The organism is Roseateles sp., assembly GCF_019237615.1.
In the GTDB taxonomy this organism is placed as follows: Bacteria; Pseudomonadota; Gammaproteobacteria; order Burkholderiales; family Burkholderiaceae_C; genus Pelomonas.
The window spans coordinates 1-19,614 of the sequence record NZ_JAFAGT010000087.1 but is presented as its reverse complement, the minus strand read 5'-3'; the positions used below and the strand labels follow the sequence as shown (position 1 = coordinate 19,614).

The following is a 19,614-nucleotide window of genomic DNA, read 5'->3' as shown; positions in this document are numbered from 1 at the left end:
TCGAAGCGGGTCTTATTCGATCTTGAACTGGAACTCCTGCTCGAACACGTGGTCACCCGGGCATTCGTAGGTGTCCTGCAGCGTTTGCGTGATGGCTTGCTGCATCGCACGCTGGGCCTTGCGGTCGACACCGCCGCGCAGCGGGGTGATCTCAACAGCGGTGACACGACCCGCCTTCACGGTGGCGACGGCCTTGTACAGAGCCTCGCCACTCCAGTTGACGGACGGCACCTCGGGCTTGCCCATCTTGGTGCAGACCATGCCGGCGGTGATCTTGGCCGGACGCGGTGCCGGGGCGGGCGCGGCAGCCACCGGTGCCGGGGCGGGACGAATCTCGGCCACGGCCGGCGGTGCGACCTGGGTGGACTGGATGGCCGGCGCCGGCGGCGCCGGTGCGGTCACCTGGAACTCGGGCGGCGGCACGAAGGGCGGCGGCGGAGCCTTGAGATCCGGCGGAGGTGGCACCACCTTCTCGGGCGGCGGCGGCGGCTTGACCTTCTCTTCAATGACCTTGACGTCGATGGGGCCCGTGACCTTCTTGACGATATCGCGCGCTAGGCCGCTGGCCAGTGCATAGATGGCGACGACGTGGATCAGGACCACGACACCGAAGCCCGTGTACCGGGACGCGCCCTGCTTCTCCTGCGCAAAATTCATGCGCGCTCCTTCTTGCAACTACAAATCACAGTCAATGACTTCTTCTCTGGAAGCGGCCACCGCCACGGCGGAAGTTGCGCTCCTGCCGTCAACTGGTCCCCGAAGGGCGTGCATTCTAAATCGCGGAGAGAACTACTCCGCCTCGTCGAAAACACGCAGTCCGGCCGGGTGTGTAAAGCAGCTTTACATCGGCTCGCGCCAAAAAAAACGCCCGGTGGCATAAAGCCGTCGGGCATACATTTCATCGCCACGAACCAGGTACGGCAAAACCGCACCTCCGGCCAAACCAGGCCAAACGCCATCTTAGCCCCCCGGTTTCAGGCGACTTCTTGGTGCTAACCCGGGCAGGCGGAACGATGCGATTACAAGCATTCGGTCACAAAGTTGAGCGCCGGAGCGCGCCGCGCCCGCCCGCAGAGGCGCGTCAGCCAGCTCCTCATCGGCCTCCAGGCGCTCATCAAGACGTCCCAACGCCCCCTGCCGGCACTTGACACGGACACGACTTGGTTACGACCTGGCTACAAGCAATCGCGGCACCGCCGCGAGCAAATCCTTCGTGAAACCTTCGCGAGGCTGTCCGAGAACCTCGGCGCACGCGCCCCGTTCGACGATGCGCCCCGCCTGCATGACGGCGATGTCATCGGCGATGTACTCCACGACGCCGATGTTGTGCGTGATGAAGAGGTAGGCCAGGCCCTGCTCGCGCTGCAGTTCGCGCAGCAAGTTCAGGATCTGGGCTTGCACGGACACGTCCAGCGCCGACGTGGGCTCGTCGCAAACGATGAGCCGGGGCTCGACGGCCAGCGCGCGGGCGATGGCGATGCGCTGGCGCTGGCCACCGGAGAACTCGTGCGGCCAGCGCTGCAGTGCATCACGGCGCAGCCCCACCTGGTCGACCAGCGCGCGCAGACGGGCCAGGCGCTGGCCGGCGTCCAGCTCGGGACGCAGCGCGATCAGGCCCTCCTCCAGCACGTCGGCGACACGCATGCGCGGATTCAGCGACGCGAAGGGGTCCTGGAAGATGATCTGGAGGTGGCGCCGCGCCTGCAGCAAGGCCTGGCCCTGCAGCTTGAACAGGTCGCAGCCCTCGAACAGCGCCTGGCCGCTGATGCGGGCCTGGCGGCGCAGCAACTGCGCGATGGCCTTGCCCGAGGTCGTCTTGCCGCAGCCGGACTCACCCACCAGGGCCAGCGTGCGGCCAGCCCGCAGCTGGAAGGCAATACCGTCGACGGCATCGAAATGGCGCGGCCCGCGGTGCAGCAGCGGCGTCCTCAGCATGAAGCGCACGCGCAGGTCGCGTACGTCCAGCAACGGCTCGCTCTGCACGGGCGGCAGGGGCGGCAACGCCCGGGCCACGGCCGGCGCACGCGGCAGCGCGTCGCCGGGCTGGCTGTAGAGCAGGCAGCGCACCTGGCGCTGCGGGCCCTCGTCGGTCAGGGCCGGTGGCGTACCGGCGCAATGGGCCATGGCCTTGTCGCAGCGCGGCGCGAAACGGCAGCCGTCGAACGCCTGCCACAGCGGCGGCACGGTGCCGGCTATGGCCGCCAGCGGCTGCCCTCGCCGCGCCGCATCCGGCAGCGCCTGCAGCAGCAGCCGGGCATAGGGATGCCTGGGCGCGGCGAAGAACTCGGCCGCCGGCGCGACCTCGATGATCTGGCCCGCATACATCAGCGCCACGCGGTGGGCCATGCCGCCGACGACGGCGAGGTCATGCGTGATCAGCAGCACGCCGAGCTGGCGCTCGCGCTGCAGGTCGCGGATCAGGTCCAGGATTTGCGCCTGTATGGTCACGTCCAGCGCCGTGGTCGGCTCGTCGGCGATCAGGTAGTCCGGCTCGGCGGCCAGCGCGATGGCGATCATCACGCGCTGCTTCTGGCCGCCGGAGAGGCGGAACGGGTAGTCGTCGATGCGCCGCTGCGGCTCGGGGATGCCCACCCGCGCCAGCCAGTCGATGGCCTTGGCGCGCGCCGCCTTGCCGCGCAGCACGGTGTGCGCCTCGATGGCCTCGACGATCTGGTCACCCACGCGCATGACCGGGTTCAGGCTGGTCGACGGCTCCTGAAAGATCATCGCGATGCGGCCGCCGCGCACGTCGCGCATGCGCCCCTCGGGCAGCACCAGCAGGTCCTGCCCGTCCAGCCGCACGGCACCGCCGGCGACACGGCCGTTCTCGGGCAGCAGGCGCATCAGTGCCAGCGCCGTCATGCTCTTGCCGCAGCCACTCTCCCCCACCAGCGCGAAGGTCTCGCCGCGCGACAGGGCGAGCCGCATGCCGGCTATCGCCCGCACGAGGCCGGCGTCGGCGTCCAGCTCCACCTGGAGGTCGTCGATCTCAAGCATCGGCACCTCGCCTGCGCAAGAGGCGCGAGCGCGCCAACCTGGACTTCGGATCAAAGGCGTCGCGCACGCCGTCGGCGAACAGGTTGGCCGCCAGCACCAGGCCCACCATGAAGCCGAAGGCCGCCGCGAAGCTCCACCAGACGACCGGATCTCGCGACATCTCGGCGCGCGCGAGGTTGATCATGCTGCCGAAGCTGTTCATCAGCGGGTCCACGCCGACGCCGATGTAGGTCAGCACCGCCTCGTAGAGGATGAGTTCCGAGAAGCTCAGCACCACCGTGATCAGCACCAGGTGCATCACGTTGGGCGCAATGTGGCGGGCCATGATGCGCAGGTCACCGACGCCGAAGGCCGTGGCCGCCTGCACATAGTCCAGCTCGCGCAGCTTCAACGTCTCGGCACGGACCAGCCGGCACAAGCCGGCCCAGCCGGTCAGGCCCAGGATGAGGCACAGCATCAGCATCTTCAGGTCCGAGCGCTCGGCCGCAGTCTCGAACAGGTCGGGGTTCTTGTCGAAGAAGACCTGCACCATCAGCACGCAGGCCGCGATCAACAGCACATTGGGCACCGAGCTCAGCGTCGTGTAGACGTACTGGATGGCCTCGTCCACCCAGCCCTTGTAGTAGCCGGCCAGCACGCCCAGCAGCACGGCAAACGGCAGCGTCGCCAGCGTGGACAGCGCGCCGATGACGAAGGCCGTGCGCACGCTCTTGAGCGCCTGCACGAGCACGTCGTTGCCGGTGCGGTCCGTGCCGAACACATGGTAGTGCGGCATCAGCGCGATGACCGGCCCAGCCAGCAGCAGGACGGCGGCCAGCGTCAGCAGGATGGCGCGCAGCGGGTAGACGGTACGGTCGGCCGCCAGGTCGGCCAGCGCCGGCCGCCAGCCGCCATGCCGCCGCGCCAGGCCCGCCACGATGAGCGTGGCCAGCGCGAGGGCGGCGGCGAGGCCGCCCAGCAGGCCCGTGCCGGCACGCCGGGCGACGTCGTCGGCCCATTGCGTCGCCGGGTCCGCGAGATGGGCGCCGCCGAACTGCAGGCGCGGGTAGTCGCGGCGCACCGCGCCGGCGGCGTCCTCCAGGCCCTCCTTGTTGAAGCCATGCGTGCCCAGCGGCAGCGAGTAGCTGACCTCGCGCATCGCGATCTGGCGCGCCAGCAGCAGATCCAGCGCCGACAGCGTGCGCGTGTCGTAGACCACGCTGCCGTCGGCGGTCGGCAGCGCGCGGCGCAGGTGCAGGCTGTCCGCCAGCGTGACGAGCAGGAACAGCGCCATGACGACGCCCGCGCAGGCCGCGACGGGATCGCGCAGCACGCGCTGCCAGGTCGCGCGCAGGTTGGCATGGGCCTTCACGCGCCAGGCATAGGCCAGCACCGCGGCGGTCAACAGCCACAGCGCGAGGTCGGTCCAGAGCAGCACGAACTTCATTGCAGCCTCACCCTGGGGTCCACCCACGTGTAGGCGATGTCGATCAGCGCATTGCTCGCGATGTAGAGCAGCGCGCCGAGGAAGACCATGGTGCGCACGATGGCGAAGTCCTGGCCCGTGATGGCCTCGATGACGAAGGCGCCCAGCCCGGGTATGCCGAAGAAGCTCTCGAACACCAGGCTGCCCAGGAAGACATAGGGCAGATAGCTGCCGGCGCTGGTGATGATGGGAATGAGCGCGTTGCGCAGCACATGGCGACCCAGCACCCTGCCCTCGGACAGGCCCTTGGCGCGCGCGGTGCGCACATAGTCCTTGCCCATCTCCTCCAGGAACATCGCGCGGTACAGGCGCGCCTCGCCGCCCAGGCGGCTCAGCAGCGACAGCAGGATGGGCAGCGCCAGGAACTTGGCCGCGTCCAGCCCCGGCGCGAAGCCGTTCATGGGCACCAGCTTGAGCAGGCGGGCGAACAGGAACTGGCCGACGATGATGTAGAACAGGCTGGAGATGGACAGCATCAGCACGCACAGCACGACGCCCCAGAAGTCGATGCGGCTGTGCCGGAAGAACACCAGCAACAGCGCGAACGCGACGCTGACGATGACCTGCAGGATGAAGAGCGGCAGCGCCAGCTGCAGGCTGACGCCCATGCGCACCTTGATCTCGTGGCCGATATTGATGGCCTGGCGCGCGTCACTCCTGCCGAAGTCCAGCGCGAACAGGCTGACCGAGCGCTCCCACAGGATGGTGTGCGTCACGCGCTGCGCCCCGGCCTTGCCGGCGTCGTAGTAGAGCGGTTTGTCATAGCCGCGCTCGGTCTTCCACTTCTCGATCTGCTCCTGCGTGACCCGCTTGCCACCGATGTTCAGGCGCGCCATGTCGTCCGGCGTGTTGACAGAGAAGAACAGGATGAAGGTGAAGAGGTTGACGCCGACGAGGATGGCCAGGCCGTAGCCCAGGCGGCGCAGCACGAAGCCCAGCATCAGCGCGCGCTCCCCAGGGCAGTGGCCGTCTCACGGGCGCGCCATGCGCGCCGCGTCGCGACGAGGACGGCCAGAGCCCCGGCGGCCAGCGCCAGCAGCGGCCACCAGATGGGGCGATTCCATGCGGCGATGCTGCGCGTGCGGTCGGCCACGTCCACCCGCAGCCAGCGTGCACGGTCGCGGATGACGACGCCGGGCTTGCCGTTGTGCACCCAGCGCTGGAGGGCCAGGCCGGAATAGCTCCAGTAGCCCCAGGCCCAGGGCGCGTCCTGGCGTGCGATGTCATTCATCCTGGCCATGACGCCCGCCTTCTCCGGCCCGTCCGCCAGCGACTGCAGCTTGCGGTAGAGGCGGTCGAACTCGGGATTGGCATAGTTGGCCGCGTTCTCGCCCTCGTGCAGGCTTTTGCTGTTGGGGCCGTAGAGCAGGAACAGGAAGTTCTCGGCGTCCGGGTAGTCCGCGAACCAGCCCCACCAGAAGATCTGGTGCTTGCCCTGGAGGATCTTTTCCTGGAACTGGTTGAAGTCGGTCGCGCGGATGTCCAGCTGTATGCCCAGCTTGGCGAACTGGCGCACCATCCAGTCGTTCTCGGCCTTGAGTTCGGGCGTGATGACGCGCTGGAAGTCGTAGTTCAGCACCAGCGGCTTGCCTGTCCTGGCGTCGCGCCCACCCGGGTAGCCCGCCTCCTCCATCAGCTTGAGGGCGTCCGCGATCGGCCGGCGCACCGGCTTACCGTCGACGAGGCGGTGCGTGACGGGGTTGTACTCACCCGGCTGGCTCTCCTTGGAACCGAACACGCCGGGCGGGATGGGCCCCTGGGCCGCGTCGCCGCCCTTGTCCCGGAAGATGCGGCCATAGCCCTCCTCCCAGTCGATGGCAATGGAGATGGCCTGGCGCAGCGCGCGGTTGCGCCGCTGCTGCTCGGGCGTGTCGCCCCGGCCGACGACCGGGTCCAGCCAGTTGAAGCCCAGGTACCAGTTGCTGATGTCGGTGGCCGTCGGCAGCTGGAAGCCGCGCTCCGCGAAAAAGGCGCGCACCTCGTCCGAGTCGTCCCGGTCCACGGCCAGGTTGATGCCCCAGTCGGCGCGGTCCATCTCGGGCAGGTCGAGGTAGCCCTGCTTGAACAGCTCCTTGATGGGCACCTTCTCCTTGACGTTGATCGCGACGATCTTGTCGACGAAGGGCACGCGCTTGCCGCAGTCGGCCAGCAGACCGGCCTCGGCGTCGCCGGGGCTGCCGTCGCAGGGATAGGTGTCGACCCGGTAGTTGGGGTTGCGGCTCATCACATGCCGGCGGTCCTGCACGTACTCGGTCATCATGAAGGGACCGCTGCCCACCGGCCATTGGTTCCAGGTCAGCGAGTTGGCGGCCATGCCGGGCTGGGCGTAGAAGGCATCCACCTCCCAGGGGATGGCCGACGTGAAGGCCGTGGCCAGCCAGTACTGCCACTGCGGGTAGCGGCCCTTGAGGCGGATGCGCAGCAGGTGGTCGTTGACGGCCTCGGCGCCGGCCAGCGTCCAGCGACGCAGGTCCAGGAAGGGCTTGTCGGCCAGGTCATCGGGCAGGCCGGCAAGCTGCTTGTCGCTCTCCCGCTTGAGCAGCGCCATGTAGTCGCGCAAGCCCACGACATGTTCCGAGAACACCGCCGCCACCGGCGCCTCGATGCGCGGGCTGGCATGGCGCTTGAGCGCGTAGACGAAGTCCTCGGCCACCACCTCGCGCGTGCCCAGGTGCTCGAACTCGAAGGGGCTGCGCTTGTCGCCCAGCTCGCCGGGCCTGAGGTGGTGGTAGAGGTAGTGGCCGGCGGCGTCCCTGGCGAAGGCCGGGTGCGGCGACCATTTCAGGCCCTGGCGGATGGGGATGTCGTAGACCGCCTGCGCGATCTGCTCGTCCGGAGCATCGTCAGGCAGGCTGCGTCCCTGCGCATCCAGGAAATAGGGCTTTGCCAGCTCGGCGGCGGCACGCGGGATCAGCGTGTAGGGCCGCCTGAGCGGATGGTAGCCGTAGGGCGGCTCGGTGATCTCGTAGGTGTAGGTGCTTTCGGGCGCCGCGTAGGACGACGTGGGGTCCAGGTAGCGCGGCGAGCGCTCCGCGAAGGCCATGAAGAGCGTGTTCTCGCGCTCTGCACCGCGGGGATGGGGGCTGTTGTTGCATGCGGTGAGCAGGCCGAGCGCCAACGCGCCCACACTCCACTTGATCCAGCCTCTGCAGGTTCCCAGCACCGCGACACCCTCAAAACGCAAGCGCCCCGGCACAGGCCGGGGCGACGGCGGGAATCATAGACGGACAACCCGCCCAGGCAACGCCGCAGGGGCGCTGTGGAAACCCGGGGTGTCTTCAGTGATGATGGTGATCGTGGGCCAGCCGCGCATCCGACTGCCAGCCCAGGATGGCCTCGCGGCCCTGCACATAAAGCTCCACCGTCGCCCCCACCGGCAGGCAGACTTTGGTGCGCACGTGGCCGAAGGGCAGTCCGGTCAGCACCGGCGTCTTCGTGCGGCTGCGCAGCGCGGCGACGGCATCCTTCAGCCCGTAGCCGCGGTCCAGCGGCGACTTGGCCGCACCGCTGAAGTCGCCCAGCAGCACGGCCGCCTGCGCGTCCATGACGCCGGCCTGCTGCAGCTGCAGCAGCATGCGCTCGACGCGGTAGGGATGCTCGTTGACATCCTCCAGGAACAGGATGCCGCCCTTGACCCTGGGCCAGTGCGGCGTACCCAGCAGCGAGCACAGCACGGTCAGGTTGCCCCCCCACAGGCGGCCACGCGCCTCCAGGCCGTCGAAGTCGGCGGTCGGCGCCCGGAAGCCCACGGCCTCCAGCGCGCCGCTCATCGCCTCCAGGAAGCAGTCTTGCGTGACCTCGTCGACACCGCCGTCCGCCTGGGCGCGGCCGAAATCGTCGCAGGCCAGCGGGCCGGACCACATGGACAAACCCTTGTGGCGGGCGATGAGGCCGTTCTGCAGCGCGGTCAGGTCGCTGTAGCCCACCCAGCGCGTACCCTGCTCGATGCTGCGGGCAATGCGGTCCCAGGCTATCTGGTCGAGAAGACGCGTGAGGCCATAGCCGCCGCGCGTGGCCAGCGCGACCGACGGCGCCGCGTCGGCGATGCGGTGCAGGGCCGCAAGCCGCGTCGCGTCGTCGCCGGCAAAGCGCTGGTGGCGGGACAACGCATCGGCGTCGACGCTGACCTCGAAGCCCAGCTGCGCCAGTCGCTTGGCCGCGCGCTTCAGGTTGGCGGCCTTGGCGACGGCGCCGGCCGGCGTGAACAACGTGAGGGATGACATCAGGATTCGTCCAGGTGCGTGGCTTCGCCCGTCGGGATCAGCCCTTGGCGCTCGGCGCGCCGCGCCCGCGCGGCCTCGCGGCGCTCGTTGAAGAAGTCGCGCAGCAACTGGGCCGAGGCGTCCGCCATCAGCCCGCCCTCGATGCGCGTGTGGTGGTTGAGCTGAGGCTGGCCGAACAGGTCGATGACCGAGCCGGCCACGCCCGTCTTGGGGTCCCGCGCCGCGAACACGACGCGCCTGAAGCGCGCGTGCATCAGCGCCATCGCGCACATCGCGCAGGGCTCAAGCGTCACGAACAGCTCGCACTCGGGCAGCCGGTAGTTCTCCAGCAGCGTCGCCGCATGGCGCAGTGCGACGATCTCGGCGTGCGCCGTGGGGTCGTGCGTCGTGATGGGGCGGTTGTAGCCGGTGGCGATGACCTGGCCGCCGCGCGTGATGACGGCCCCAACCGGCACCTCGCCCACGAGCCAGGCGTTGTGCGCCTGGTCCAGCGCGAGCCGCATCGCGTATTCGTCGGCAGGCGTGTAGATCGGCTCGGTCATCGGGCCGCAGTTTAGAGCGATGCGGCGGAGCGCGAGGCCTGGTCGTAGAGCCCGGACAGCAGCCGCATCAGCTGCGCGCAGTCGCCGATGTCCTTGTTCTGCTGGCCGCTGTCGGCCAGTGCCGTCATCAGGCATTGCTCGCGCACCTTGCGATAGGCCTCGCACAAGGCCTGCCCCTGCTCGGTGGTCGAGAAGAAGGCCTCCTTGCCGATCTTCTCGCTGCTGACCAGGCCCAGGCCCGCCAGCTTGCGCAGCGAGTAGGCGACGACGTGGGTGTCCTCGACGTTCAGCACGAAGCAGATGTCGGCCAGCTTCTTCTTGCGGTCACGGTGGTTGACGTGGTGCAGCAACGAGATATCCAGCGCGGCCAGGTCCTTCATGCCGGCGGCGGCCATGCAGCGCACCATCCAGCGGTTGAAGGCATTGCTGACGACGATGAGGCCGAACTCGAACTCCGACAGCTCGGCACCCTTGTCCGACACCAGATGCGAAGACGACACGATGCTGCTAACCATGATTGACATGATAAACACGTGTCGAATACAAATCATATACGTTTTATAAACATGCAAATGAACACGCCGCCACCCGAGCTCCTGATTCGCCCGCTGGGCGAAGCCGCCCTGTGCTGCGCGGTCGACGGGGCCATCACGCTGGAGCACCAGCAGCGCATCTGGCAGCTCGGCGCGGGCCTGGCCAAGGTGGCCGGCGTGCTGGGGCTGATCCCGGGCATGAACAACCTGACGTTGAGCTTCGACCCGCTGCACACCGAGGCTGCCACGCTGGCGCAGGCCGCGCAGGCGCTGTGGGGCAAGCCGGCGCGCGGCCGGCCGCTCGGCCGCCAGGTCGACATCCCCGTCCGTTATGGCGGCGCGGACGGCCCCGATCTGGCCGACGTCGCCGCCCACTGCGGCCTGGACATCGATGAGGTGGTGCGCCGCCACACGCAGGCCGAGTACGTCGTCTACTTCATCGGCTTCCAGCCCGGCTTCGCCTACCTCGGCGGGCTGGACGAGCGCCTGCACACGCCGCGCCGCGCCGAACCACGCTTGGCCGTGCCGGCCGGCAGCATCGGCATAGGCGGCGCGCAGACTGGCATCTACCCGCTGGCCACACCCGGCGGCTGGCAACTTATCGGCCGCACGGCCCTGTCCCTCTTCGACCCCGAGGCCGAGCCGCCCACGCTGCTGGCCCCCGGAGACCGCGTGCGCTTCGTCGCCGAACCGACATGATCGAGCTGCCATGATCGAAGTGTTGCGGGCCGGCCCGCTGACCACGGTGCAAGACCTCGGCCGCGAGGCCTGGCGCGACCGCGGCATCAGCCGCTGCGGCGCCCTCGACGATCTCGCGCTCATGCGCGCCAACCTGCTGGTCGGCAACCCGCCCGGCGCGGCCGGGCTGGAGTTCACGCTGGGCCCGGCCACGCTGCGCTTCGATGCCGACTGCTCCATCGCCGTCACCGGCACCGACGCCGACGCGCTGCTGGACGGCCAGCCGCTGCGGCCCTGGTGGCGCCAGCGCGTGAAGGCGGGCCAGACGCTCAAGCTGGCCGCGCCGCGCGAGCGCATGCGCAGCTACCTGGCCGTCTCGGGCGGTATCGCCTCGGCGCCGGCGCTGGGCTCGCGCAGCACCGACCTCAAGGCCGGCTTCGGCGGCCTGCAGGGCCGCGCGCTGCGCGATGGCGACCGCCTGCCCCTTGCCGCCACCACCACCGCCCTGCCCGCTCGCCGCATCGGCTTGGCGCCGCCCGACTGGGACGCCACGGTGCGCGCGCTGCCGGGCCCCGAGCACGAGGACTTCTCGGTCGCGGCGCGCGAGGCCTTCTGGGACGCCGACTGGCGGCTCACGCCGCAGAGCAACCGCATGGGCTACCGCTTCGCCGGCCCCGAGCTGCGTCGCGAGCGGGGCGGCGAACTGGCCTCGCATGGCGTGCTGCCGGGCGTCGTCCAGGTGCCGCCCTCGGGCCAGCCCATCGTGCTTCTGGCCGATGCGCAGACGACGGGCGGCTACCCCAAGATCGCCGTCGTCATCCGCGCCGACCTGTGGAAACTCGCCCAGCTGCGCCTGGGGGCCACGCTGCGCTTCCGGCCCTGCAGCGCCGACGAGGCAGTCGCCGCGCTGCGCGGGCGCCAGGCCGAGCTCGATCAACTGAGGAGCGCACTCCATGACCGCTGATACCCTCCACGTCGACCTGAACGCCGACCTCGGCGAAGGCGCGCCCGACGACGCCGCGCTGCTGGCCCTTGTCAGCTCGGCCAACATCGCCTGCGGCTGGCATGCCGGCGACGCGCGGCTGATGCAGGCCACCGTCGCCGCCGCGCTGACGCGCGGCGTGGCCGTGGGCGCCCACCCAAGCTACCCCGACCGCGAGAACTTCGGCCGCAGCGAGATGCAGCTCCCGCCCGCCGACGTCAGGGCCGACCTGATCTACCAGATCGGCGCCCTTGACGCGCTGGTGCGCGCCGCCGGTGGCCGGCTGCATCACGTGAAGCCGCACGGCGCCCTCTACAACCAGGCGGCGCGCGACCCGGCCCTCGCCGATGCGGTGGCCGGCGCCGTGCGCGCCATCGACCCCGGCCTGGCGCTGTACGGCCTGGCCGGCAGCGAACTGCTGCGCGCCGCCGAGCGCGCCGGCCTGCGCGCGGTGGCCGAGGTCTTCGCCGACCGCGGCTACCGCGCCGACGGCAGCCTGGTGCCACGCGGCCAGCCGGGCGCCCTCGTCGAGGACACCGCAGAGGCCGTCGCCCGCACGCTGCGCATGGTGCGCGACGGCGTCGTGCAGGCGGTCTCCGGAGAAACCGTGCCGCTGCGGGCCCAGACCATCTGCTTGCACGGCGACGGCCCGCACGCCCTGGCCTTCGCACGTGCGCTGCACGCCGCCCTCAACCAATCCGGCGTGCAACTGCGCGCCTAACCCCTGGAGTCTTTGTCATGTCTGCAGATGTCTCCCTCTGGCCGCTGATCGGCGTCGCCGTCGTCATCGTCGGCTTCGTGCTGCGCTTCAACCCCGTCCTCGTCGTCGCGGCGGCCGGCATCGCGACGGGCCTGGCCGCGAAGCTGCCGCTGGACCTCATCCTCGCCAAGCTGGGCAGCGGCTTCGTCAAGACGCGCAACCTGCCGCTGACGCTGCTGCTGCCGCTGCCCATCATCGGCCTGCTGGAGCGCCACGGCCTGCGCGAGCGCGCCCAGGCCTGGATCGCGGGCATACGTTCAGCCACGGCGGGCCGCCTGCTCGTCATCTACCTCTTCATCCGCGAGACCGCCGCGGCCATGGGGCTGACGTCGCTGGGCGGCCATGCACCCATGGTGCGCCCGCTGGTCGCCCCCATGACCGAGGCCGCCGCCGAGAAGACGCACGGCCCGGTGCCGCAGGCCGTGCGCGACAAATGGAAAGCCATGGCCGCGGCGACGGACAACGTCGGCCTGTTCTTCGGCGAGGACATCTTCGTCGCCTTCGGCTCCATCGTGCTGATGCAGACCTTCCTGGCCGAGAACGGCGTCGTCACCGATCCGCTGCACATCGCGCTGTGGGGCATCCCGACGGCCGTCGCCGCCTTCGTCATCCACGCGGCGCGGCTGATACGCCTTGACCGCCGCCTGCCGCAGGACATCGCCCGCGCCCGCGCCGAGGAGAACCAGGCATGACCACGCTGCTCAAGCTCGACCAGATCTTCCTGCTGACCGGCCTGGCGCTGCTGATCGTCGCCGGGCTGACCTACCGCGACCGCAGCAACCCGCGACGCTACAGCAGCGGCCTCTTCTGGGCGCTGTGGGCTGCCATCTACCTGATCGGCGACCTGCTGCCGCCCGCCGTCGTCGGGGTGCTGGTCGTCATGCTCGCCCTCCTCGGCGGCCTGGGCGGCGTGTCCCGCGGCCAGCACCCGACGCGCGAGCCCGCCGAGCGCCAGGCCGATGCAGCAGCGCTGGGCAACAAGCTCTTCCTTCCCATACTCACCATCACGCTGCTGACCCTGGCCGGCAGCCTGACGCTGAAGGACGTTCACCTCGGCGACCTGCTGCTCGTGGAGACCAAGAACGTCACCCTCATCAGCGTCGGCCTCGGCGCCCTGGCCGGCCTGGCGGGCGCGCTGTGGATGACGCGCGAACGCCCCATGCAGGCCGTACGCGAGGCCCGCCGCCTGCTGGAGACCATGGGGCCTGCCGTCATCCTGCCGCAGATGCTCGCCACGCTGGGCCTGCTGTTCACCGACGCCGGTGTCGGCCGGGCCGTGGCCCATCTGACGACGAGCAACATCCCGGTCGACAACGCCTGGTTCGCCGTCACGGCCTACGCGCTCGGCATGGCGCTGTTCACGATGGTCATGGGCAACGCCTTTGCGGCCTTCCCGGTCATGACGGCCGGCATCGGCATTCCCATCCTGCTCGGCATGCACCACGGCAATGCCGCGACAATGGCCGCCATCGGCATGTTCTGCGGCTACTGCGGCACGCTGATGACGCCCATGGCCGCCAACTTCAACATCATCCCGGCCGCGCTGCTGGAGCTGAAGGACAAGAACGCCGTCATCCGCGCGCAATGGCCTACGGCCCTCGTTCTGCTGGGCGTCAACATCGTGCTGCTGAGATTCCTCATGTTCTGATGCAGGACCAACTATTCGGCGGCGCCGCGCCGTCCAAGCGCCCGCGCGGCGTGCAGCCCGCGCCACCCACGCCCGAAGACCGGGCCCTCGCCGCGGCGCTGTCGCCACGGGTCCACCTAGGCACGTCGACCTGGAGCTACCCGGGCTGGCAGGGCTTGGTCTGGTCCGGCCGGCATGGCGAGGCCACGCTGTCCAGGACCGGCCTGCCCGCCTATGCGGCCCATCCGCTGCTGCGGGCCGTCGGCATCGACCGCGGCTTCTACCGACCGCTGGCGGCGGCGGAGTTCCAGCGCCATGCCGAGCAAGTGCCCGCGGGCTTTCGCTTCACCGTGAAGGCCCCCAGCCTCGTCACGGACGCGCTGCTGCGCAGCGCGGACGGCCGTGGCCAGCAGCCCAACCCGCTGTTCCTGGACCCGGCCACCACGCTGCAGGACTTCATCGCCCCGGCCTACGAAGGCCTGGGCCCCACGCTTGGCGCCTTGGTGTTCCAGATCAGCCCCCTGCCCGGCGCGCGGCTGGCACGCATGAGCGAGCAGTTCGACCTGCTGCACGCCTTGCTGCTCGCGTGCCCGAAGCCGCCGGCCGGCGTGCTGGCCGTTGAGGTGCGCGACCCCGCCTGGCTGACTCCCGACCTCGTTGCGCTGCTGCGCGACACCGGTGCCCGCTACTGCCTGGGCCTGCACCCCAAGCTGCCGCCGCTGGCCGAGCAGTTGCCGCTGCTGCGTGCGCTGTGGCCCGGGCCGCTGGTGGCGCGCTGGAACCTGAACCGCCTGCACGGCGCCTACGGCTACGAGGAAGCCGAGAAGAAGTACGGCGAATTCGGCGAGATGCTGGATCCCGACCCCGAGACCCGCACCGAGCTGGCGCGCGTCATCCGTGGAACGGCCGGCGCCGGACAGGACGTGTTCGTGACCATCTCGAACACGGCCGAGGGCTCGGCGCCGCTGAGCGTGCGTGCCCTGGCCCAGGCCATCATCGACGGCTGACTCGCCGCCTGGGCGCGGCGGCCCCGGCGTCCCGCCCGGCAGGAGGCAGGTTGCCGCCCTCCGCCTCCCAGCGGCTGACGTCGTCGCGATGCCGCCTGCCCTCGTGGCGCGCGCGGCGCTGCCGCCGTTGCTGGCCGAGGTGCTGGAGCAGCGTCATGGCCAGCGCCGAGGTGGCGACAAGGGCGATGAGAGGCTTGAGGATCATGGCCGATCTCCTTGCAGGGAGGCCCATGGTGAGCGCGGCGCCGGCCGGCACCGGTCGGCCGGGGACGACACTGCCTGTAGGACTCAGCCCTGCAACGGCCAGCGGGCGATGACGTCGTGGCGCGTCTGGCCCTGGGGACTCTTCACGAGCACGAAGTCGCTGGCGATCCAGCCCGGCAGGTCCAGCGCCCAGGTCGGCGCCGGACGCTTGTCGTAGCGCAGCGTCAGATGCGGCCTGTAGTCGCGCTCGGGCACGTCGAGCAGGCCATGCGCCGCGAGGCGCTCGACGAGGGCGTCGCGCAGCTCGCGCACGGCCTCCAGGCCCTGGCCGCCGGTGAGCACGAAGGGATGCTTGGACGAGCGTTCGCCGCCCCAGCTCGTAAAGCCGTCGAAACCCAGGTCGAAGGCCGGCCGCCGCAGCTCGGAGGCCGCCCGGCTGGCCCGTGCGACGACCCGTGCATCGGGCTCGCCGTCGAAATAGCCGAAATAGTGCAGTGTGATGTGGAAGATGCGGCTGGGGCGCAACCGCGCCTGCAGACCGCGCGCCGCATGCTCGGCGGTAACGATCCGCGCGATGCGCTCGGCCGCCTCTTCGTCCGGCCGCAATGCGAAGAAAAGCTTGTGGCCGGGCACGGCCTCAGTTCGTCGCGGCCGAGGCGGCCTCGGCCGTGCGCCTGGCAGCGTCGTCGATCGAGCCCTGCACCTGCCGTCCGACATCCTGCGGCCTGGGCAGCGTCGCGCCAGCCGACGATGCGCCGGAAGCCGCCGGCTTCAGCGCCGTCGCCTGCTTCCTGGCGAGAGACAGCACGATGGCCGCCACGATGACAAGGGCGAGAAGGCTGAAGACGGCGCGCATGGTGGCATCACTCCCGTAGGGTCAAGGAGATGGGGCCGCCTGCTGACCCCGAGACCGGCCGGGTCTACTGCTTCGGGTGGCTCGAAGACTCCAAGCGGATCATATCCATCATCAACGGTGCTCAGACTGCTGGTGCTATGGAGCCGATAGCGCACGACGGCGCGAAACCTGCCAACTTTCGTGTGCCTGGATCACGCACGGGGTGGCGACCGGTTGACTCAATCCCGGAACCGCCAAAACTCGGTGGACTTGGAAGAATTCGCCGTTCTTGATGAGCGGCAAGCCGTGCGGCAGCAGACGCTGCGGCATGGCCGGTATCGAGACCTCGTCAAGCATGGTCAGGACGCCCCCTCGTCGCGCAGATTCAGTGCTCGTGAGCTGGCCCCGTATCTGGCCAGCAACGTCGCGTCGAACGATTGGCAGGACGACCTGGTTGCAGCGAAGTCAGACAAGAGGAAACTCTTCGGACGGCTCCAGGCCCATCCACACTGCCATTCAGCTTGCAAGAAATCGATAGGGATTGCGGTGCCCCGGCCGGCGTGGCCGGCCCCCTTGAGGTCCATCGAATGATGGCGCCTTGGTGGATAAGGGCCACGCTTGCACAGCCTGTGTGCCCCTGGCTGCTTGTCACTCTTCAGTCCGTTTCAATACCTGCCCGCAGCGCCGCCGCCAGCACGGCGTCTCGCAGCGCGGTATTGCGCGCCAGCGGCCCACCGATGCGTCGACCGCTCAACACGCCATCCAGGCGATCGCCGAACAGCACCAGCGCATGGTGGCGATCGCGTTGACGCGACATCCACAGCAGCCCATCCACGTCGGAGACCTGATGGTGCAGCACCTCGGCCCATGTCGCCGTGCCCGGGTAGTCGCGCGACGGGCTGGCGATCAGTTCTTCCTTGGGCACCTTCAAACGGTGCTGGCCCTCGCTGGTCAGGTCCACAAGCTTCAGGTCGCGGCTGAACACCAGTTCACCATGGCCGCGCTGCGCGAAGTCGTCGAGGTCGACGAACTTGTCGGGCGCATCGATGGGCACGTCATGGAACACGGTCTCGAAGACCGCGCAGTCCAGCGTGGAGCCGCCATACAGGTAGGGGACGACTTCGCCCTTGAGGCTGCGTATCGGCGCGAAGCGCGTGGACCTGCGCGGCATGCCTGCCGCATCGACGCCGGGGTTGAAGCTCTCGGGGGCGAACGCCGTATCGTGGATAACGTGGATCACTTGGCCCGCCGGCCAGCGGTCGAACAGGGGATCGAGTGGCGGGAGCGGCGCGCGGCAGCTCAAGCCGCGCTCCCCTCGGCATCGCGCCGCGCGGCCCGCACGACGGCATCCGGATCGCCGGCCAGCAGGTCGACCGGGCGCGCGCTGCCTGGCAAACCGCCGTTGTTCGAGGTGAACCACAGCGCCAGCTTCCAGGGTGTCTTGCGCCCACCAAAGGCCTCCAATACCTCTTGCACCGCCTTGATCGGCTTGCCGTTCTCGAACTGGAAGGCGGGATAGACATCACGGTCGCGCGCCGCCTTGTCCGGGTGGGGCACTGCAAACACTTGGCGGCGCTTGCGCCAGTTGTCGGCCAGGGCCGCACGGTTGCTGGCCTGGGAGCCGTTGGCATCGGCCAGTTGCTCTGCACTGAAACAGCCGAACTCGTTGAGGATGCGGGCGTGGCGCTGGGCGGGCCGCTGCGCCATCTCCAGCTCGATAACGCTGGGGACGAGCATGCGCACCGCCATGAAGTCGACCATTTCCTCCATGCGGCACTCGCGGACCGCAGCGATCTTCTCGCCCAGCAGGCGATCCAGCAACCACAGTGAAGCCAGCAAGGTGCTCGAAGCCGCTTCGTCCGCCACTTCGAGCACAAAGGCCCGGCCAGCACGCGGGCCATGCCCCCCGGTCGGCGCGGCAGGGCTGCACGGTGATCACGTCGCCCTGCAGCATGTGCGATGCGATCTTCGCCATGGCACGAACTCCGTTTGACCAGATTGATGCAACCATATATTTGAAGGTCAATTTGGTCGAGGCGCTGGCGTTTGACGTCCCGCGGGGAGTCACCGCGCCACGCGCCGCGGGAACCGCCCATACAGGGACCCGCCGGTATTGGCATGGCCTTGGCTCCGTTGCACAAATCGGTTCGTGGACGGCATGACCCCAACCCCAGGCGGACTCAGAGCCTGAGAAGCATTTGATCGCCGCAAGCCGCGTGGCTGAGGTGCCTTGAGATGCAGTTGCCCGCGATGTGCTGGCGGGTTCGGGTGATCGGGGTCCGGCGCAGGGTCTACAAGGGCCGCCCCGGGGGCCTTCGGGGCGCAAAACGCACCGCGGACGCCTCTTATGCGGCCGCCGCCGCCATTCAGGACGTACCTGTGCCCCGCAGCATCAGCGGCGCGATCGTGACCAGGCGCAGCAGGCTGCGCGCCAGTGCCCATAGATAGGCCGCCGCACGCACCTTGCCCAGCCCGCGCACGGATCACCTTGGTGCTTGGCATCGCTCATTCCTCAGCACGTGCCAGTTTCGTGCCGGCAGAGGGCGGTGGAGAAAAACTCTCAGGCTCTCAGGCGGCCGGTGCCCACTGCTGCGAGCCGCGCAGCAACTGCAGGATCTCAATGCTGGTGGCGTCAGGCTGGTGGTAGACCACGATGAACGGCGTCAGGTTGATGCCAAGCTCGCGTCACCCACCGAAAGCCTGTGGGGCGCAGCAGCGGGGCTGGCGGACGACCGCCGCCGAGCCAGGGATTGTTAACACAACCAAAGCCCCATCGGCCACCAGGGCGAAGCAGATGAACCCGAGGAACATGATGTCGAGCTTCTCGAAGCGGGAGAAGATGCGACGGTAGCCCTTGAGCCTGCGGAACAAGCGCTCGACTTCGTTGCGACGCTTGTACATCTCGCGGTCGTATTCCCAGGGCTCCACCCGCGTTCTGGGCGGTGGCACGACTGGGATGTAGCCAAAGTCGAGCGCGAGCTGGATCGTCTCGTTGCCTGCGTAGGCGCTATCCATCAGCAGGTGAAGCGGTCGGTCCGATGCACCCAGGCTGGCCAATAGTTCGCGGCCCATCGGGCCATCGCCCGTTTGGCCTGGCGACAGTGCGAACGTTATGGCCGTTCGAGCATCCGCGGCAACCATATGAATCTTGGTGTTCCATCCGCCGCGGGATTTGCCGATGGCCTGAGGTCCGTTTTTTTGAGCGCACCCGTGCCGTCCGGATGCACCTTGATGCTCGTGGAGTCCAGCGAGACCGCCTCGATCTTGATGCGCACGACCTGGGCCTTCTGCAGCTCCTCGAACATCCGGTCGAGCACGCCCGCCTTGGTCCAGCGATTCATGCGGGTGTAGATCGTGTGCCAGTTGCCGAAACGCTTGGGCAGGCCTCTCCACTTGCAGCCATGCTCGGCCACATACAGGATGGCGTTGACCACCTGCAGGTTGCTCAGGCTGACGTTGCCGCGCTGTGTCGGCAGGCAGTGCTCGATCTTGGCGAACTGCTCGGGCGTGATTTCCATGGCCGGTAGTTTGCCGGCCACGACGCCATCGCGCCAGTAGCGTTAACACGCCCTAGATGAATTACGGCAATCCCGATCTCGCTGCCACACATAGCTGCCGGCCGAAACCGTTGAAGCTAGACGCCCGACAACACGGCGTCGATGGCCGACACCAACGCACTGGATTGCGCCGCCACATTGTCGACCGGTCGTCGCAGGACCTTGGCAGGCAACGGCGCTGCATAGTGAGCCAGGGCATGGAAG

20 protein-coding genes and 1 pseudogene are annotated in these 19,614 nt (G+C 69.0%); 7 read left to right on the top strand and 14 right to left on the bottom strand.

Annotated elements, in window-relative coordinates; translation table 11 throughout:
* Nucleotides 1–12 precede the first annotated feature (12 nt).
* The 8 genes from JOY88_RS18480 to JOY88_RS18445 all read right to left on the bottom strand — a co-directional run bounded on the left by JOY88_RS18480 (nt 13) and on the right by JOY88_RS18445 (nt 9,742).
* Nucleotides 13–657: a hypothetical protein gene (locus JOY88_RS18480; protein WP_293504104.1), complete on the bottom strand. Its 645-nt coding sequence runs from the start codon at nt 655–657 to the stop codon at nt 13–15.
* Nucleotides 658–1,164: 507 nt separating this feature from the next.
* On the bottom strand, nt 1,165–2,997 hold the full coding sequence (locus JOY88_RS18475; protein WP_293504103.1) for an ABC transporter ATP-binding protein: 1,833 nt from the start codon (nt 2,995–2,997) through the stop codon (nt 1,165–1,167).
* Entirely contained in the window at nt 2,990–4,423 is a 1,434-nt protein-coding gene (locus JOY88_RS18470) for an ABC transporter permease (protein WP_293504102.1), read from the bottom strand. The genes JOY88_RS18475 and JOY88_RS18470 overlap by 8 nt, the downstream gene beginning before the upstream one ends.
* Nucleotides 4,420–5,403, bottom strand: a complete 984-nt coding sequence (locus JOY88_RS18465) for an ABC transporter permease (protein WP_293504101.1) — start codon at nt 5,401–5,403, stop codon at nt 4,420–4,422. The genes JOY88_RS18470 and JOY88_RS18465 overlap by 4 nt, the downstream gene beginning before the upstream one ends.
* Complete coding sequence (locus JOY88_RS18460; RefSeq protein ID WP_293504117.1) at nt 5,403–7,589, bottom strand: ABC transporter substrate-binding protein; 2,187 nt, start codon at nt 7,587–7,589, stop codon at nt 5,403–5,405. Before JOY88_RS18460 ends, JOY88_RS18465 begins: the two co-directional genes overlap by 1 nt.
* A 151-nt stretch (nt 7,590–7,740) precedes the next feature.
* Nucleotides 7,741–8,685: an LD-carboxypeptidase gene (locus JOY88_RS18455; RefSeq protein WP_293504100.1), complete on the bottom strand. Its 945-nt coding sequence runs from the start codon at nt 8,683–8,685 to the stop codon at nt 7,741–7,743.
* Nucleotides 8,685–9,227 carry a tRNA adenosine(34) deaminase TadA gene (gene tadA / locus JOY88_RS18450; protein ID WP_293504099.1) on the bottom strand — a complete coding sequence of 181 codons (543 nt, stop codon included), beginning with the start codon at nt 9,225–9,227 and terminating at the stop codon, nt 8,685–8,687. The genes JOY88_RS18455 and tadA overlap by 1 nt, the downstream gene beginning before the upstream one ends.
* An 11-nt stretch (nt 9,228–9,238) precedes the next feature.
* Entirely contained in the window at nt 9,239–9,742 is a 504-nt protein-coding gene (locus JOY88_RS18445) for a winged helix DNA-binding protein (RefSeq protein WP_524539234.1), read from the bottom strand.
* 57 nt (nt 9,743–9,799) lie between these two features.
* Here JOY88_RS18445 and pxpB point away from each other — a divergent pair, with 57 nt between their 5' ends.
* Genes pxpB through JOY88_RS18415 form a run of 6 tightly spaced genes read left to right on the top strand, consistent with a single transcriptional unit; the run spans nt 9,800 to nt 14,814 of the window.
* A complete protein-coding gene (pxpB, locus tag JOY88_RS18440) occupies nt 9,800–10,459 on the top strand; it encodes a 5-oxoprolinase subunit PxpB (protein ID WP_293504097.1) in 660 nt (219 codons plus the stop codon).
* Nucleotides 10,460–10,469: 10 nt separating this feature from the next.
* On the top strand, nt 10,470–11,402 hold the full coding sequence (locus JOY88_RS18435; protein ID WP_293504096.1) for a 5-oxoprolinase subunit C family protein: 933 nt from the start codon (nt 10,470–10,472) through the stop codon (nt 11,400–11,402).
* On the top strand, nt 11,392–12,141 hold the full coding sequence (gene pxpA, locus JOY88_RS18430; protein ID WP_293504095.1) for a 5-oxoprolinase subunit PxpA: 750 nt from the start codon (nt 11,392–11,394) through the stop codon (nt 12,139–12,141). The genes JOY88_RS18435 and pxpA overlap by 11 nt, the downstream gene beginning before the upstream one ends.
* 17 nt (nt 12,142–12,158) lie before the next feature.
* A complete protein-coding gene (locus tag JOY88_RS18425) occupies nt 12,159–12,872 on the top strand; it encodes a DUF969 domain-containing protein (RefSeq protein ID WP_293504094.1) in 714 nt (237 codons plus the stop codon).
* Nucleotides 12,869–13,828 carry a DUF979 domain-containing protein gene (locus JOY88_RS18420; protein ID WP_293504093.1) on the top strand — a complete coding sequence of 320 codons (960 nt, stop codon included), beginning with the start codon at nt 12,869–12,871 and terminating at the stop codon, nt 13,826–13,828. Before JOY88_RS18425 ends, JOY88_RS18420 begins: the two co-directional genes overlap by 4 nt.
* The gene (locus JOY88_RS18415) at nt 13,828–14,814 is read left to right on the top strand and encodes a DUF72 domain-containing protein (RefSeq protein ID WP_293504092.1); all 987 of its coding nucleotides are present in this window, start codon (nt 13,828–13,830) and stop codon (nt 14,812–14,814) included. Before JOY88_RS18420 ends, JOY88_RS18415 begins: the two co-directional genes overlap by 1 nt.
* Here the strand turns inward: JOY88_RS18415 and JOY88_RS18410 are convergent.
* From JOY88_RS18410 to JOY88_RS18400, 3 genes are all read right to left on the bottom strand, one after another.
* Complete coding sequence (locus tag JOY88_RS18410; RefSeq protein ID WP_293504091.1) at nt 14,801–15,019, bottom strand: hypothetical protein; 219 nt, start codon at nt 15,017–15,019, stop codon at nt 14,801–14,803. The two genes, JOY88_RS18415 and JOY88_RS18410, sit on opposite strands and share 14 nt — an antisense overlap.
* A gap of 83 nt (nt 15,020–15,102) precedes the next feature.
* Complete coding sequence (locus JOY88_RS18405; protein ID WP_293504090.1) at nt 15,103–15,651, bottom strand: 2'-5' RNA ligase family protein; 549 nt, start codon at nt 15,649–15,651, stop codon at nt 15,103–15,105.
* A gap of 4 nt (nt 15,652–15,655) precedes the next feature.
* Nucleotides 15,656–15,874 (bottom strand): hypothetical protein, encoded by a 219-nt coding sequence (locus JOY88_RS18400; RefSeq protein ID WP_293504089.1) that lies wholly within the window; start codon nt 15,872–15,874, stop codon nt 15,656–15,658.
* A 249-nt stretch (nt 15,875–16,123) separates the two neighbouring features.
* Here JOY88_RS18400 and JOY88_RS18395 point away from each other — a divergent pair, with 249 nt between their 5' ends.
* The gene (locus JOY88_RS18395; RefSeq protein WP_293504088.1) at nt 16,124–16,444 is read left to right on the top strand and encodes a hypothetical protein; all 321 of its coding nucleotides are present in this window, start codon (nt 16,124–16,126) and stop codon (nt 16,442–16,444) included.
* A gap of 64 nt (nt 16,445–16,508) precedes the next feature.
* On the opposite strand, the gene JOY88_RS18390 is transcribed toward JOY88_RS18395, so the two are convergent.
* From JOY88_RS18390 to JOY88_RS18380, 3 genes and pseudogenes are all read right to left on the bottom strand, one after another.
* Nucleotides 16,509–17,093 (bottom strand): RES family NAD+ phosphorylase, encoded by a 585-nt coding sequence (locus JOY88_RS18390; protein ID WP_293504087.1) that lies wholly within the window; start codon nt 17,091–17,093, stop codon nt 16,509–16,511.
* A gap of 59 nt (nt 17,094–17,152) precedes the next feature.
* Complete coding sequence (locus tag JOY88_RS18385; RefSeq protein WP_293504086.1) at nt 17,153–17,728, bottom strand: hypothetical protein; 576 nt, start codon at nt 17,726–17,728, stop codon at nt 17,153–17,155.
* An 897-nt stretch (nt 17,729–18,625) separates the two neighbouring features.
* Nucleotides 18,626–19,371 (bottom strand): annotated as a pseudogene (locus tag JOY88_RS18380) (IS5 family transposase); the annotation flags it as partial.
* Nucleotides 19,372–19,614 lie beyond the last annotated feature (243 nt).